The 15,608-nt window shown below is 63.7% G+C and carries 14 protein-coding genes; 4 read left to right on the top strand and 10 right to left on the bottom strand.

From position 1 onward, the window contains the following. The first annotated feature begins 94 nt into the window (after nucleotides 1-94). Together AC3A43_RS19460 and mmsB are read left to right on the top strand one after the other, a co-directional pair. Nucleotides 95-877, top strand: a complete 783-nt coding sequence (locus AC3A43_RS19460; protein ID WP_487794215.1) for an enoyl-CoA hydratase-related protein — start codon at nucleotides 95-97, stop codon at nucleotides 875-877. A gap of 1 nt (nucleotide 878) precedes the next feature. Next, a complete protein-coding gene (gene mmsB / locus AC3A43_RS19455) occupies nucleotides 879-1,751 on the top strand; it encodes a 3-hydroxyisobutyrate dehydrogenase (RefSeq protein ID WP_487794214.1) in 873 nt (290 codons plus the stop codon). Here mmsB and AC3A43_RS19450 read toward each other — a convergent pair. The 10 genes from AC3A43_RS19450 to AC3A43_RS19405 form a co-directional block, all read right to left on the bottom strand. Beyond that, nucleotides 1,745-1,981 (bottom strand): hypothetical protein, encoded by a 237-nt coding sequence (locus tag AC3A43_RS19450; protein ID WP_487794213.1) that lies wholly within the window; start codon nucleotides 1,979-1,981, stop codon nucleotides 1,745-1,747. The genes mmsB and AC3A43_RS19450 overlap by 7 nt on opposite strands. Nucleotides 1,982-2,125: 144 nt before the next feature. Beyond that, nucleotides 2,126-4,159 carry a 3-hydroxyacyl-CoA dehydrogenase NAD-binding domain-containing protein gene (locus AC3A43_RS19445; protein ID WP_487794212.1) on the bottom strand — a complete coding sequence of 678 codons (2,034 nt, stop codon included), beginning with the start codon at nucleotides 4,157-4,159 and terminating at the stop codon, nucleotides 2,126-2,128. 17 nt (nucleotides 4,160-4,176) lie between these two features. Next, entirely contained in the window at nucleotides 4,177-5,379 is a 1,203-nt protein-coding gene (locus AC3A43_RS19440; protein ID WP_487794211.1) for a serine hydrolase domain-containing protein, read from the bottom strand. A 10-nt stretch (nucleotides 5,380-5,389) separates the two neighbouring features. After that, nucleotides 5,390-6,193, bottom strand: a complete 804-nt coding sequence (locus AC3A43_RS19435; RefSeq protein WP_487794301.1) for an SDR family NAD(P)-dependent oxidoreductase — start codon at nucleotides 6,191-6,193, stop codon at nucleotides 5,390-5,392. Next, nucleotides 6,193-6,969, bottom strand: coding sequence for an SDR family NAD(P)-dependent oxidoreductase (locus AC3A43_RS19430; RefSeq protein ID WP_487794210.1), 777 nt, complete (start codon nucleotides 6,967-6,969; stop codon nucleotides 6,193-6,195). Before AC3A43_RS19430 ends, AC3A43_RS19435 begins: the two co-directional genes overlap by 1 nt. Next, nucleotides 6,966-8,033, bottom strand: coding sequence for a phosphotransferase family protein (locus AC3A43_RS19425; RefSeq protein ID WP_487794209.1), 1,068 nt, complete (start codon nucleotides 8,031-8,033; stop codon nucleotides 6,966-6,968). Before AC3A43_RS19425 ends, AC3A43_RS19430 begins: the two co-directional genes overlap by 4 nt. A 142-nt stretch (nucleotides 8,034-8,175) precedes the next feature. Beyond that, complete coding sequence (locus tag AC3A43_RS19420; RefSeq protein ID WP_487794208.1) at nucleotides 8,176-9,267, bottom strand: Zn-dependent alcohol dehydrogenase; 1,092 nt, start codon at nucleotides 9,265-9,267, stop codon at nucleotides 8,176-8,178. Between the two features lie 47 nt (nucleotides 9,268-9,314). Further along, on the bottom strand, nucleotides 9,315-10,604 hold the full coding sequence (locus AC3A43_RS19415) for an acyl-CoA dehydrogenase family protein (RefSeq protein WP_487794207.1): 1,290 nt from the start codon (nucleotides 10,602-10,604) through the stop codon (nucleotides 9,315-9,317). Nucleotides 10,605-10,714: 110 nt separating this feature from the next. Next, the gene (locus tag AC3A43_RS19410; RefSeq protein ID WP_487794206.1) at nucleotides 10,715-12,178 is read right to left on the bottom strand and encodes an MFS transporter; all 1,464 of its coding nucleotides are present in this window, start codon (nucleotides 12,176-12,178) and stop codon (nucleotides 10,715-10,717) included. Continuing rightward, a complete protein-coding gene (locus AC3A43_RS19405; protein ID WP_487794205.1) occupies nucleotides 12,175-13,032 on the bottom strand; it encodes an SDR family NAD(P)-dependent oxidoreductase in 858 nt (285 codons plus the stop codon). The genes AC3A43_RS19410 and AC3A43_RS19405 overlap by 4 nt, the downstream gene beginning before the upstream one ends. Before the next feature lie 172 nt (nucleotides 13,033-13,204). Between AC3A43_RS19405 and AC3A43_RS19400 the strand changes: the two genes are divergently transcribed. Both AC3A43_RS19400 and AC3A43_RS19395 read left to right on the top strand, forming a co-directional pair. Beyond that, nucleotides 13,205-14,386, top strand: a complete 1,182-nt coding sequence (locus AC3A43_RS19400; RefSeq protein WP_487794204.1) for an acyl-CoA dehydrogenase family protein — start codon at nucleotides 13,205-13,207, stop codon at nucleotides 14,384-14,386. Nucleotides 14,387-14,389: 3 nt separating this feature from the next. After that, nucleotides 14,390-15,508, top strand: a complete 1,119-nt coding sequence (locus tag AC3A43_RS19395; protein ID WP_487794203.1) for an acyl-CoA dehydrogenase family protein — start codon at nucleotides 14,390-14,392, stop codon at nucleotides 15,506-15,508. Nucleotides 15,509-15,608 lie beyond the last annotated feature (100 nt).

Here is a 15,608-nt window from a genome sequence, read left to right as displayed (position 1 = left end):
TCGTCACCCCGGGCTTGATCCGGGGTCCCTTCACGCAGCGTCGGAATGGATACCGGATCGAGTCCGGTATGACGATAATCCGGAGACTGACCGAATGACCTACGAAACCCTTCTCGTCGAACAGCGCGGGGCCGTCACGTTGGTGACGCTCAACCGCCCGCAGGCGCTGAACGCGCTGAATTCGGGCGTCCTCGACGACCTGATCGCCGCCTTCGCTGCCTTCGAAGCCGATCCCGGCCAGCGCTGCGCCGTCCTCACCGGATCGGGCGACAAGGCGTTCGCCGCGGGCGCCGACATCAAGGAAATGGCCGACAAGCCGGCATCGGATTTCTACCTCGAAGATTTCTTCTCGAAATGGACGAGCGATTTCGTGAAGAAGGTCCGCAAGCCGTGGATCGCCGCGGTCAACGGCTTCGCGCTCGGCGGCGGCTGCGAGCTGGCGATGATGGCCGACTTCATCATCGCCAGCGAGAAGGCGAAATTCGGCCAGCCCGAAATCAAGCTCGGCGTCGCGCCCGGCATGGGCGGCTCGCAGCGGCTGACGCGCGCGATCGGCAAGGCGAAGGCGATGGAAATGTGCCTGACCGGCCGGATGATGGACGCCGCCGAAGCCGAACGTTCGGGCCTCGTCGCGCGCGTGGTCGAGCATGCGACGCTGGTCGACGACGCGGTGAAGACCGCGACCGTCATCGCCGCGATGCCGCCGATGGCCGCGATGGTGAACAAGGACATGGTCAACGCCGCGTTCGAAACGACGCTCGATCAGGGGCTGATCTACGAACGCCGCCTGTTCCAGATCCTCGCCGCGACCGAGGACAAAGCCGAAGGCATGGCCGCCTTCATCGAAAAGCGCGAAGGCGTGTGGAAGGGTCGCTGACATGAAAATCGCATTTATCGGGCTCGGCAATATGGGCGGCGGCATGGCCGCGAATCTGGCGAAGGCCGGCCACGAGGTTCGCGCCTTCGACCTCAGCGAAGACGCGCTTGCACGTGCTGTCGAAGCGGGTTGTTCGCGCGCAGCTTCCGCCGCGGAAGCCGTCACCGGCACGGAAGCCGTCGTGACGATGCTCCCCGCGGGCAAGCATGTCGCCTCGGTCTATGAAAGCGACGTTTTCCCGAACGCCGCGCCGGGCACCTTGCTCCTCGATTGCTCGACGATCGACGTCGCGACAGCGCGCTCGAATATCGAAGCCGCCACCATCAAGGGCTTCGTTGCGGTCGACGCGCCGGTGTCGGGAGGCATTGCCGCCGCCAACGCCGGCACGCTGACCTTCATGGTCGGCGGCACCGGTGACGGCTTTGCGCGCGCCGAACCGATCCTTGGCCTTATGGGCAAGGCGGTGATCCACGCGGGCGACGCCGGGGCGGGTCAGGGCGCGAAGATCTGCAACAATATGCTCCTCGGCGCCTCGATGGTCGCGACGTGCGAGACGCTCGCGCTCGCGCAGAAGCTCGGGCTCGACCCGCAGAAATTCTTCGACATCGCCAGCGTGTCGTCGGGGCAATGCTGGTCGCTGACCTCTTACGCGCCGCTTCCCGGCGTCGGCCCGACCACGCCCGCCGACAATGATTATAAGGGCGGGTTCGCCGCGGCGCTGATGCTTAAGGATCTGCGCCTCGCGATGGAAGCGGCGGCGAGCGTCGATGCCGACGTCCCGATGGGATCAAAGGCGCGCGAACTCTACGAAGCCTTTGTTGAGGCCGACAAGGACGGCCGCGACTTTTCGGCGATCATCAACACGCTTCAGTAAAAGTCGGCGGTCTCGCCGCCATCGCGGCGGTCGGTCCGGTGCACCTGCGTCGGCGTCTTACGCTCGCCGGTGCGCACTTCGATCCGTCCGTCGATCCGGCGCACCTCGGCGGGCGCCAGGACACGCGCGCGCGCGATGCCGATCGCGTTAACCTGCGCCGTCGCCACAGGAGCGGCCACCGGTACGCTGCCGGTGAGCAGGAGGACGGCGAGGAAAGACATGGCGATCATGCTCTGCCGTAACGGCAGGTCTTGCCAGCGCTTTAACCCTGAATCGCAAGTTTTCGGTCGCACCTGCGGCAGCGCGAAGGCAAAAGAAAGGCCGCCTGCCCCGCGCTGGGACAGGCGGCCTGATCTTCGTAAGCGGCGAAGGGCTTAGAAGCCCGCCTTCGCCTCCGCCTTTTCCTTGAGCAAAGGTGCGACCGCAAAGCCGTGCTTTTCCAGCGCCGCGACGATCTTGTCGGTGCCTTCGAGGCCCGCCCAGAACATCGGGCCGCCGCGATAGACCGGCCAGCCATAGCCATAGATCCACACGACATCGATGTCCGACGCGCGCTGCGCCTTACCTTCCGCCAGGATCAGCGCGCCTTCGTTGACCATCGGATATAGGGTGCGTTCGATGATTTCCTGATCGCTGATCTCGCGCTTCGCCTTGTTCGACCGTGAACGGAAATCCTCGATGATTTCGGCGACTTCGGCGCTGGGCGACGGATTGCGCTTTTCGTCATAATCGTAAAAGCCCTTGCCGGTCTTTTGTCCCCAGCGGCCGACCGCCGCGAGCGCGTCGCGGATCGATTCGATGCGCGTCGGGTCGCGGTGCCAGCCGATGTCGACGCCCGCGAGGTCGCTCATCTGGAACGGACCCATCGGCATGCCGAATTCGACATGGACCTTGTCGATCTGCTGCGGCGTGGCGCCTTCCATCAACAGGTTCATCGCCTCGACCTGGCGCGGCTTGAGCATGCGGTTGCCGATAAAGCCGTCGCACACGCCCGCGACCACCGCGACCTTGCCGATCTTCTTGCCGATCGCCATCGCCGTCGCCAGCGCGTCGGGCGCGGTCTTTTCGCCGCGCACGACTTCGAGCAGCTTCATGACATTGGCGGGCGAGAAGAAATGCATGCCGAGCACATCGCCGGGGCGGCTCGTCGCGGTCGCGATCTCGTCGATGTCGAGATAGGAGGTGTTCGATGCGAGGATCGCGCCGGGCTTGGCGATCGTGTCGAGCTTGGCGAAGATCTCCTTCTTCACGTCCATATTTTCATAGACGGCCTCGATGATCAGGTCGCAGTCGGCCAGATCGTCGAGGTTGAGCGTCGGGGTCAGGATGCCCATCATCTGCTCGACCTGCTCGGGCTTGAAGCGACCCTTGGCGGCCGACGCTTCGTAATTCTTGCGGATCACGCCGGTGCCGCGGTCGAGCGCTTCCTGCTGCATCTCGGCGATCGTGACCGGAATGCCCTTCTGAAGGAAGTTCATCGAGATGCCGCCGCCCATCGTGCCGGCGCCGATGACGCCGACCTTCTTGATATCGCGGAGCTGGGTATCTTTGGGCAGGCCGTCGATCTTCGCGGCCTGACGCTCGGCAAAGAAGATATGGCGCTGTGCGGCCGACTGGCTGCCGAACATCAGCTTCATGAACTGCTCGCGCTCGAAGGCCAGCCCTTCCTCGAACGGAAGCCGCGTTGCGGCCTCGACACAGGCAAGGTTGGCGTAAGGCGCCTCGAACCCGCGCCAGCGCTTGGCATTGGCGGTCTTGAGCTGTTCGATCACCGCGACATCGCCGAACACCGGGCGCTCGCGCGTCGGGCGCGGACCGTCGGCGATCTTCGCGCGGGCGAAGGCGATCGCATCGGCGGCGAGGCTGTCCTCGCCCGCGAGTTCGTCGACAAGGCCGAGCTCCTTCGCCTTCGATGCAGGAAGCGGATCGCCGGTCGAGGTCATCGTTGCCGCGGCTTCGACCCCGACGACGCGCGGCAGGCGCTGCGTGCCGCCCGCGCCGGGCAGCAGTCCAAGCTTCACTTCGGGCACGCCGAGCTTCGCCGACGGGACGGCGATGCGGTAATGGCAGACCAGTGCGGTTTCGAGACCTCCCCCAAGGGCTGTTCCGTGGATCGCCGCAACGACGGGCTTCGACGCCGCTTCGATGCTGTTGAGAACCGCGTTAAAATCGGGGCCGCGCGGCGGCTTGCCGAATTCGCTGATGTCGGCGCCCGCGATGAAGGTCGAACCGGCGCAGCGCAGCACGATCGCCTTGACGCTGTCGTCGGCGAGCGCGGCGGCGAAATGATCCTCAAGGCCCTGACGGACGTGCCAGCTCAGCGCGTTCACGGGCGGGTTGTTGACGATGATGACGGCGACGTCGCCATCCTTCTCCAGCGTGACGCTGACGGGGGTTTCTTCGGACATGGGAAAGGCTCCTTGGTTCAATCGTCGATGGCGGCGTGGACCAAAGTCTTGACCTCGCGCCGCACGGGATAGGTGGATGAAGGCATGAGCTGGGTCATGAAGACCATGCAGATCTGCTCGACCGGATCGACGAAGAAACCGGTCGAGAACATGCCCCCCCAGTAATAATCGCCGACCGAGCCGGGGGTCATCGTCTGCGCCGGGCTTTCGTTTACCGCAAAGCCCAGACCAAAACCAACCCCGGCATTTTCGGCCTCCGAAAAGATGCCGACGCTGTGCTGGACCAGGTCGCCCCCGCCGACGAGATGGTTCGCGGTCATCAGATCCAGCGTCTTGCGGCTGACGATGCGCATGCCATCGAGCGCGCCGCCGCCGAGCAGCATCAGGCAGAAACGGTGATAGTCGGCGAGGGTTGAAACCAGCCCGCCACCGCCCGAATGAAAGCTGCGGTCCTTGGCCCAGCGGCTTTTGTCGCCACCGTCGAACGGCTTCATCTTAGCCTGCGGGTCGAACATATAGCAGTCGGTCAGCCGATGCTGCTGTCCGGCGAGCACTTTGAACCCGGTGTCGACCATGCCAAGCGGGGCGAAGATACGCTCTTGCAGGACCTGTGCGAAAGGCTTGCCTTCGATCCGCTCGATCACCGCGCCAAGCACGTCGGTGGCCATCGAATAATTCCAGTGCGCGCCGGGGTCGAACTGCAGCGGGATTTTCGCCAGCCCTTCGATGAAGCTGTCCATCGTATAATCGGCATCGAAATCGTCGATCCGCGCCTTGCGGTACGCGGCGTCGACCGGGGTGCGCTCCTGAAAACCATAGGTGAGACCCGCGGTATGGCGCAGCAGGTCGACCATGCGGATCGGCTGCGTTGGCGGCCGTGTCAGGAAGGGGACATTGCCGCCGCCCGCGACGAACACGCCGGTGTCCTTGAACTCGGGGCAATATTTGACGAGCGGGTCCGACAGCGCAACCTTGCCCTCCTCAACCAGCATCATGAAGGCGATGCTGGTGATCGGCTTGGTCATGCTGGCGATGCGGAAGATCGCATCCTCCTTCAGCGCTTCGCCGGGTCGTGCCTCGCCGATGCACGACAGATGCGCGATCTCGCCCCGGCGTGACACAAGTGTCGCGGCGTGCGGGAGACGGCCAGCGCCGATATATTTTGCCTCGAGGAAGGCGGGGATGCGGTCGAGCCGCGCCGTATCGAAACCGTGACCCATAGCTATCCTATCAATGCGAAGTCTGGCCAAGCAGCTGGCGCGTCACCGGATGCGAGCTGGTGAGCCCGCCATCGACTGCGATCGCCTGCCCGTTGACGTAACTTGCCTGGTCGCTCGCGAGGAAAAGCGCAACATTCGCGAGCTCTTCGGGCTGCGCGGCGCGGCGGAGCGGGTTGAGCTGGCCGAGCTTGTGGGTGACTTCCTTGGCCTTGGCATAGTCGAACGTCGGCTTGGTCATCCCGGTCTCGGTCAGCCCGGGGCAGATCGCGTTGACGCGCACGCCGCTCGTCGACAGCTGCTGCGCCGCGGTCTTGGCGAGGTTGATGACCCCCGCCTTCGATGCCGAATAGGCCCCCGGACCCGCGCCTGAATTCAATCCCGCGACGCTCGCGGTCAGCACGATCGCGCCGCCGCGACCCTGATCGACCATCGCCTTGCCGGCATGCTTCACCATCAGCGCGGGGCCGATCAGATTGACGCGCAGCGTCTCGGCCCAGGCGATCGGGTCGAAATCGAAAATGCCGCCCATGTCGCCGATGATCCCGGCATTGGCGAAGGCGATGTCGAGCGCGCCATAAGTGTCTTTCGCTGTCGCAACGAGTTGCGCGACATCGGCCTCGACCCCTGCGTCGATCTCCAGCGCCACCGCTTCTCCCCCGGCATCCTTCACCAGCTGCGCGGTCTCATGCACCGCTGCCGTCTTGTCGCCGAGCACCAGCTTCGCGCCCTCGGCGGCAAAGCGCAGCGCGCTTGCGCGGCCGATGCCCGAACCGGCGCCCGTGATAATTGCGACCTTGCCGTCCAACGCGCCCATCATGCGCCTCCCGAAATTGTGGCTCCGCCATCGCACACGATGGTCTGGCCGGTGGTGAATGCCCCCGCCTTGCTGGCGAGAAAGACCGCGGCGCCCGCGATCTCGTGCGGCTCGCCGATCCGCTTCAGCGTCGAAGCCGCGGTCGATCGTTTCAGATTCTCGGGATTTTCCCACAAAGCGCGCGCCATGTCGGTGCGTACCAGCCCCGGCGCGATGCAATTGACGCGCACGCCGCGCGGCCCGAACTCGACCGAGAAATTGCGCGCGACCTGCATGTCGGCCGCTTTCGAGATCCCGTACGCGCCGATGATCGGCGATCCTTTCAGCCCGCCGATCGAGCTGATGATCGTGATCGATCCCTCGCCGCGTTCGAGCATTTCGGGCGCGACCATCGTGATCAGCCAGTGGTTGGACAGGATATTATTGTCCATGATCTTGCGGAACTGGTCGTCGCTGATGCCCAAGCCGGGGCCGTAATAGGGGTTCGATGCGGCGTTGCAGACCAGCGCGGTGATCTTTCCGAACGCGGCGCGCGTTTCATCGACCAGATTTTGCAGGTCGTCCTTCGACGAAATATTGGCGGCGACCGCAATCGCGGTGCCGTCGCCGAACGTCGCGTTGATCTCCGCCGCGGTGGCGTCGCAGGCATCCTGCTTGCGGCTCGAAATCACGACCTTCGCGCCCTGTTCGGCCATCGCTTCGGCGGTCGCCTTGCCGATACCGCGCGACGATCCGGTGATCAGCGCGACTTGCCCCTTCATATCGAACAGGCTCATGCGCCGGCCTTTCGTGCAAAGTCCCACGCCCGTTCGGCGAGCGGACGGACGCGTTCGGACATATCCCTGGCATGCTGCGACGAGGCGGTGCCCTCGATCACGCGCTTCTTGATGCCCTGAATGATCCCGGCGAGGCGGAAGAAATTATAGGCGAAATACCAGTTCATGTCGGGCACCCCGGTGCGGTCGGTCGCGGCGCAATAGCGGGTGACCATCTCGTCCAATTCGGGAATGCCGAGCGTCTTGCGATCAAGATCCATCACCCCCGAACGCCCGCCATTCTCGGTCACCCACGCCATCGCGACATAGGTGAAATCGGCGAGCGGATCGCCCAATGTCGACAATTCCCAGTCGAGCACCGCAAGCACCTCGGGCCGGTCCTTGGCAAAGATCATATTGTCGATGCGGTAATCGCCATGGACGACGCTGGTGCGCGTCTGTTCGGGCAGGCTGGCGGGCAGGAACGCGATCAGCTGCTCCATCTCGTCCATCGTCTCGGTTTCGGCGAGGCGATATTGCTTGGTCCAGCGGTCGACCTGGCGACCGAAATAATTGCCCGGCTTGCCATAATCGGACAGTCCCGCCGCCTTGACATCGACCTTGTGCAGCGCGGCGAGCGTGTCGATCATAGCTTCATAGGTCGCGCGGCGGTTCTCGGGGGTCGATCCCGGCATCGCGCCGTCCCAGATCGTGTGGCCGTCGACCATGCCCATGACATAGAACCAGCTGCCGGTGACGCTGTCGTCGGTGCACAGGCCATATTGGCGCGCGACCGGGAAACCCATCTTATGCAGGCCGGACTGGACCTTATATTCGCGGTCGACTGCATGCGCCGAAGGGAGCAGCGGACCATAGGGCTTGCGCCGCAGCACATAATTGCCCGACGGCGCCGAAATCTTGTAGGTCGGGTTCGACTGGCCGCCCGCAAATTTATGCTGGGTCAACGGGCCTTCAAAACCCTCGACATTCGCTTCCATCCACGCGGTCAGCTTCGCTTCGTCGAGCACGTCGGCGCCTTCGGGCGCGACGGTGCCACTGAAGGCCTTTTGCGCGTCCAAGGTCATAAGTCCTTCCCCTCCCGCATAAACCGCGCGAGCGCCAATAAATAGGGACAGTCCCTATTTAATCCAAACCGATGCGTCGAACAGCCAGCGCCCGCTCTAATTAAATAGGGACTGTCCCTATTTATTGGCTCAGGGCTGCCCATCATTGATCGAAAACGATCACCGACCGAGCGGCGTCGCCTTTCTTCATCTTGTCAAAGCCTTCGTTGATCCGCTCGAGCGGGATCGTCTCGGCGACAATGCTGTCGAGGTCGAGCAGTCCGCGCAGGTAGAAGTCGACAAGCCGTGGGATGTCGACCGGGAAGCGGTTGCCGCCCATGATCGCGCCCTGCAATTTCTTGCCCGACAGCAGGTCCATCGCGCTGAGCCCGACTTTCTCGCTCAGCGGCATCATGCCGAGGATCGTCGCGGTGCCGCCGCGGCGGAGCGACGCGACCGCAAGCGCTGCCGAAGCCGGACGCCCGACCGCCTCGATCGCATGATCGACACCGCCCTTGGTGAGTTCGAGGATCTGCTTCGCGGCATCGCCGTCCATTGCATCGACGACATCTGTCGCGCCCAGCTTCATCGCCAGCGCGCGCTTTTCGGGCACCGGATCGGCGGCAATGATCCGCCCCGCGCCCGCGATCTTCGCGGCGTTGATCGTTGCGAGCCCGACACCGCCGCAACCGACGACCGCGACCGTCTCGCCCGGGGTCACCTTGCACGCGTTGAAAATCGTGCCCGCGCCCGTCGTCACCGCGCAGCCGATCACCGCGGCGCGGTCGAGCGGCATGTCGGGATTAATCGCAACGCACGCATGTTCGTGAACGAGCATCGTTTCGGCAAAGGCGCTGAGGTTGAGCATCTGGTTGACCAGGCTGCCATCGGGACGCGTGATGCGCGGCGCTGATCCGATGGCGCGGCGCGTATCGCCGCCCATGCACAGCGACATGCGACCGGTGACGCAATATTCGCAGTGACCGCAGAACGCTGAGAGGCAGGTGACGACCGCGTCGCCGACCTTGACCGTGCGCACTTCGCTGCCGACCGCCTCGACGATGCCCGCGGCTTCATGGCCGGGAATCGCGGGCAACGGGTGCGGATAGGCGCCGTCGATGAAATGCAGGTCCGAATGGCACAGCCCGCAGGCGGCGGTGCGGATACGCACCTCGTGCGGACCGCAATCGGCGATCACGACATTCTCGATCGACAGCGGCTTACCCGGTTCGATCAGAATCGCGGCTTTTGTCATTCCCATCTCCGTATTATCCCCCTCCCGCAAGCAGGAGGGGGAGCGTTTTAACGCGAAACGCCGATGTCGCCCGACGAAAAGCCCGGGTCGCTCGCTTCGCTATGCTTGGCGAATTCGATGCGGGCGATCGCGCGTTCATGCACTTCGTCGGGACCATCGGCCAGACGCAGCGTACGCTGATGTGCAAAGGCCTTGGCCAGTCCGAAATCCTCGGACACGCCGCCGGCGCCATGCGCCTGGATCGCGTCGTCGATGATCTTCAGCGCCATGTTCGGCGCCTGCACCTTGATCATCGCGATTTCGGCCGCGGCCGACTTGTTGCCGACCTTGTCCATCATGTCGGCCGCCTTGAGGCACAGCAGGCGCGTCATTTCGATGTCGATGCGCGCCCGCGCCAGGCGATGTTCCCAGATGCTGTATTCGGCGATCTTCTTGCCGAAGGCGACGCGCGACTGCAGCCGCTTTGCCATCTTGCTGATCGCTTCCTCGGCGACGCCGATCGTGCGCATGCAATGGTGGATGCGGCCCGGCCCGAGGCGCCCCTGCGCGATCTCGAAGCCGCGGCCTTCGCCCAGCAGCATCGCTTCCTCGGCGTTGACGCGAACGTCTTTCAGCTGGATTTCCATATGGCCGTGCGGCGCGTCGTCATAACCGAAGACGGGCAGATGGCGCAGGATGGTGACGCCGGGGGCGTTCAGCGGCATCAGCACCATCGACTGCTGCGCGTGGCGCTTGGCGGCGAAATCGGTCTTGCCCATCACGATCGCGACTTCGCAGCGCGGATCGCCCGCGCCCGACGACCACCATTTGGTGCCGTTGATGACATAATCGTCGCCGTCGCGCTCGATGCGCGTTTCGATGTTCGTCGCGTCGGACGAGGCGACCGCGGGCTCGGTCATCAGGAACGCCGAACGGATCTGCCCGTTCATCAGGCGGCCGAGATATTTTTCCTTCTGCGCACGAGTCCCGTAACGGTGGAACACTTCCATATTGCCGGTGTCGGGCGCCGAGCAGTTGAAAACTTCGCTGGCGAAACCGACGCGGCCCATTTCCTCGGCGCACAGCGCATATTCGAGGTTGGTGAGGCCGGGGCCTTCGAACTCGAACGTCTCGTCGACATGGTGGTGCGCGCCGCTGCGCGGGGGCATGAACAGGTTCCAGATGCCGGCGTCCTTCGCCTCGGCCTTCAGATCCTCGACGATCTGGATGACTTTCCAGCGATCGCCGGCCTTGTCTTGCTCGTTATACGTCGGCACCGCGGGGCGAACCTTGCGCTCGATGAAATCGCGCACGCGGTCGCGCCAATAGACCTGCCGGTCGGTGAGGTCGAAATCCATCTTCGCATCCTTCCCTTTACGTTCACGTAAACCATTGGACCGATTCGTCGGCCTTGCCAAGTGCCGTGGGTCCGAAAATTACATCATTCCGTCGCTTGGCGACATGTTCGTTACGGATGCACTCCGCTGGCGTCGGGTTCGGCGCGCGCGGCGTCGTCGAGAAGCGCGAGCCGCGCCTCATGATCGGCGCGCGAGATCGGGAATTTACGCATCACGATCAGCCCCAGCGTGCCAATGATCAGGATCGCGAGCGCATAGCCGAGCGCGAGATTGCCGAGCACGTCGCTGCCGACCTCGCCCGGTTTCGCGTTCGCCGGAAACGCTGCAAGCGACAGGATCAGCCCGGCAGCGAAAATGCCGATGCCGGTCGCGCATTTCTGCATGAAGAAATAACCTGCGAAAAACAGACCTTCGGACCGGCGCCCGGTCTCGCTCTGCGACGCTTCGACGACATCGGCCATCATCGAGGACGACAGGATCATCAATATGATCGAGAAGCTGTTCGACACGAACACCAGCGCAAACATCGTCGCGACGCTGGGCTTGCCGGGCAGACCGGGGAATATTCCCTGTATCCATGCAAAATAGATACCGCTGTTGACCAGTAGCGCGATGGCACCAGCGACGATCGCACCGTCGCGCTTGCCGAATTTTGCCGATAGCGGAGCGACCAGCAGAAAAGCGGCAATCATCGATCCGAATAGCAGGAAGACATAAGCGACCATCTCGACCTGCGAGAACTGCCAGAAAAAGCCGAGCAGATAATTGTTCATCGAAAAGGTGATGCCCTGATTGACGAAGCCGAACAGCGCCGCAAAAATCAACCACAGGAACGCGCGGTTCGACAGCGTGTCGCGCATATCGCGCAGGATGTGGCGCAGCGTCATCACCGGCTTCACATCGGCGAGGTTGGATACCGCGATCCTTTTATGCTGCCCGGCCGCCGAAACGAGCACCGCGCCCGCCATCATCAGCGCCCCGGCGAGGGCATAGGGGAAATATCCGTCGGGATCGACGAGGCCCTTCGCGCCGCCAAAGAACACGCCATAAGCCAGCAGCAGGATCAGCAACCCGCCGCCCCAGCCGAACAGAAAGCGATAGCGCATGACGGCGGTGCGCTCGTCATAATCGCCGGTAAGTTCGGGGACGATTGCGACCGACGGCACCTCGCACATCGACACCAGTGAGCGGACGATGATCGCAAAGCCGATCAGCCATGCAACGGTCATCGTGTCGCTCATCGCGGGCGGCGACCATAGCAGCATCCACGCGATCGCGAGCGGGATCGGTGCGCCGTAAAGCCATGGCAGGCGGCGGCCCCAGCGGCTGCGCGTGCGATCGGTCAGCTCGCCGATCACCGGGTCGACAAAGGCATCGGCGATCAGCGCGATCATGATCGCGGCGCCGACGATGCCCGCGTCGAGCCCGATCACCTGATTGTAGAACAGCAGCAGAAAGGTCGAAAAACCATTGTCCTTGACCCCGTAAGCGATGCTGCCAAGGCCATGCACGATCTTCAGCCGCACGGGCAGCCGTTCGGGGGGCGGCACGAGCCCCGCGGTTGCAGCCTTCACGCCATCGCTCCGGCCTTGGCCGCATCCTCCATCGCGACCAGCGCGTCGAATATGCCGGGCGCCTCGGGATCCCAGGCGTGGCGCTGGCCGATCGTCAGTCCGCCATCGACCAGCAAATGGGTGCCGGTCATGAACGAGGATTCGTCGCTGGCCAGGAAGGCGACCGCATTGGCAATGTCGTCGGGCTGTCCGCCGCGCGCCACCGGCTGCGCCTGCGCGCTCATTCCGGCGATGACGGCGTTGGCCTGCTCCTTCATCGCGTCGGGAACCTCGAGCGACGCGGTGAAGATGTTGGTGTTGATGAAACCCGGACAGATCGCGTTGACGCGGATGCCATAGCGGGCAAGGTCGGTCGCCGCGACCTTCGACAGATGGAGCACCCCGACCTTGGCCACGGCATAGGCTGTGGGCGAATAGCCCGCGCCGAGCGCCGCTACGCTGGCGGTGTTGATGATCGACGCGCCTTTGCGGCCCTTCATATGCGGGCTGGCATAGCGGATCCCCATCGCGACCGATTTCAGCACCAGGTCCATCGTCCGGTCCCAGCCCTCGGGGGTGATCTCATCGATCGGGGCGCGGTCGCCGCCCGCGGCGGCGTTGTTAAAGACAATGTCGATGCCGCCGCCTTTTGCCGCGGCTTCATTCATCAGCGCCTCGATATCCGACGGTTTTGTGACGTCGCAGCGCACGAAATCGATCTTGCCGTTCGACTGTTCGGCCAGCGCCTGTCCGCCCGCTTCGTCGATGTCGGCGGCGAAGACATGTGCGCCTTCGCTCGCGAGTTTTAATACTGTGGCTTTGCCGATCCCCGAAGCTGCTCCGGTGACGACGGCAATCTTGCCTGCGAATCGCATGACCCATTCTCCCGTTTTCTTTTGCCACTTAGCTTAGGCGCCAAAGGTGACGCGTCAACGGCGGTCAAATCGACGCTACGGCGCCGTAACGGCAGGTTGGCCTGCCCAAGTTGACGCTTGCGTAAAGCGGGCGACTGCTCCTAGATTTGGGGCAGGAAGAGGAGCCTGAAACATGAGCGATCTGGACGCTTTTCGCGCCGAAGTGCGCGCTTGGCTGGAGGCGAACTGCCCCGCCGAAATGCGCGAACCCATCCGCGAGGAGGGCGATGTCTGCTGGGGCGGGCGCAATTGGGTGTTCAAGAATGACGCCCAAAAGCAGTGGCTCGAAGCCTGCGCGGCGAAGGGCTATACCGTCCCCGACTGGCCCAAGCCCTATGGCGGCGCCGGGCTGACGCCTGAGCAGACCAAGGTCCTCAAACAGGAAATGAAGCGCATCAACGCGCGCTCGCCGCTCGACAGCTTCGGCATCTGGATGCTCGGCCCCGCGCTGCTGCAATTCGGCACCGAGGAGCAGAAGGTCCAGTATCTCAACCCGATCGCGCGCGGCGAAATCCGCTGGTGCCAGGGCTATAGCGAACCCGGATCGGGCAGCGATCTCGTCAGCTTGCAGACTTTCGGCGAAGACAAGGGCGATCATTGGGTCGTCAACGGGTCGAAGATCTGGACCAGCTACGCCGACAAGGCCGACTGGATTTTCTGCCTCGTCCGCACCGACAAGGCGAATAAATATCAGGGCATCACCTTCATGCTCTTCGACATGGCGAGTAAGGGTGTCACCACCAAGCCGATCCTGCTGATCAGCGGCAACTCGCCCTTCTGCGAAACCTTCTTCGATGATGTCGAAGTGCCGAAGACGCAGTTCATCGGCGAAATCAACCGGGGCTGGGACGTCGCCAAATATCTGCTCGGCCACGAACGCGAGATGATCTCGGGCGGCGGCGCTGGTGGCGACATGGTCAGCATCGGCGGCGCGTTCGCCAAGGCATTCGGTAAGAATGCGGCGGGCGAACTCGACGACCCGATACTGCGCGCCGAAATGGCGGCGTTCGACGTCGATGTCTTTGCCTATCGCGCGATGGGCGAGCGTTTCATGGACATGTGGAAGACCGGGCGAGCGCATCCGGCCTCGTCGAACATGATGAAATATGTCGGCACCGAACTCAACAAGCGCCGCCACGAACTCGTGATGTCGGGCGGCGGCAGCGAGGCGCTCGAATGGGACAGCGCAGAGACCAAGGGCGGCGCAAGGGCGCGCGGCTGGCTGCGCACCAAGGCCAATTCGATCGAAGGCGGGACGAGCGAAGTCATGCTCAACGTCATCGCCAAGCGTATCCTCGACCTGCCCGGAGCCTGACCCATGCCTTTGTATCACAATGACGACCAGGCGATGCTCAAGGACAGCGTCGCGCCCTTCGTCGCCGAACAGGCGCCGGTTTCGCACCTGCGCAAACTGCGCGATACCGCCGACGCCACCGGCTTCTCGCGCGATCTCTGGACGCAGTTCACCGAAATGGGCCTGCCCGGCATGCTCGTTCCCGAGGAACATGGCGGGCTCGGCATGGGGCATATGGAAGCGGGCATCATACTCGAAGAAATTGGCCGCAATCTGACCCCGTCGCCCTTCCTGTCGACCAGCGTCGGCGCGGTCGCCGCGCTCGCGAAGGCAGGCGGCACGCAGGCGGGTCGCTGGCTTCCTGCGATCGCGTCGGGCGAGGCGATCATCGCGCTCGCGATCGACGAGGGCGCGAAGCACCGCCCCGACCGCATCGCGACCACCGCAACGCGCGCGGGCAACGGCTTCCGCCTCGACGGCAAGAAGAGCTTCGTTCTCCATGGCCATGTCGCCGACATGAGCATCGTCGCGGCCAAGACGGATGGCGGCATCACGCTGTTCGCGGTGCCGAAGGATGCCAAGGGCGTCACCGCCGACCCACGCCGCTTGGTGGACTCAAGCCTTGCGAGCCATGTCACGTTCGACGGCGTCGAGGTCGATGCCGACGCGGTGATTGGTGAGGTCGATGCCGGTGGTGAAATCCTCGACGCATTGCTCGCGGCAACGCGCACCGGCGCCGCCGCCGAACTCGTCGGCGTCGGACAGGGCGCGATGGACATGACCGTCAATTACCTCAAGGAACGCAAGCAGTTCGGCAAGCTGATCGGCGAATTCCAGGGCCTCCAGCACCGCGCCGCGCATCTCTATGGCGAGATGGAGGTCGCGCGCGCCACGGTGATGAAGGCGCAGCAGCTCTTGGACGAGGGCAATGAGGGCGCGAAGCTGATGGTATCGGTCGCGAAAGCGAAGGCCGGCCGCGCCGCCAATCTCGCGGTGCGCGAAGGCGTCCAGATGCACGGCGGCATCGGCATGACCGACGAATATGACATCGGCCTCTATATGAAACGCGATCGCGCGCTCGCCGAATATATGGGCGACGTGCATTATCACATCGACCAGGTCGCCCGGATGAACGGCTACTGACGTCGCGGGGCCAATAAATAGGGACAGTCCCTATTTTCAGCGGCACCGCGTTACACCGAAACCAACAGTGAGCGAAAAATAGGGACTGTCCCTATTTATT

This window comes from Sphingopyxis sp. Soil_C_28 (assembly GCF_057657055.1).
The sequence above is the reverse complement of the archived record's forward strand: the minus strand, read 5'-3'. Positions and strand labels throughout refer to the sequence as shown.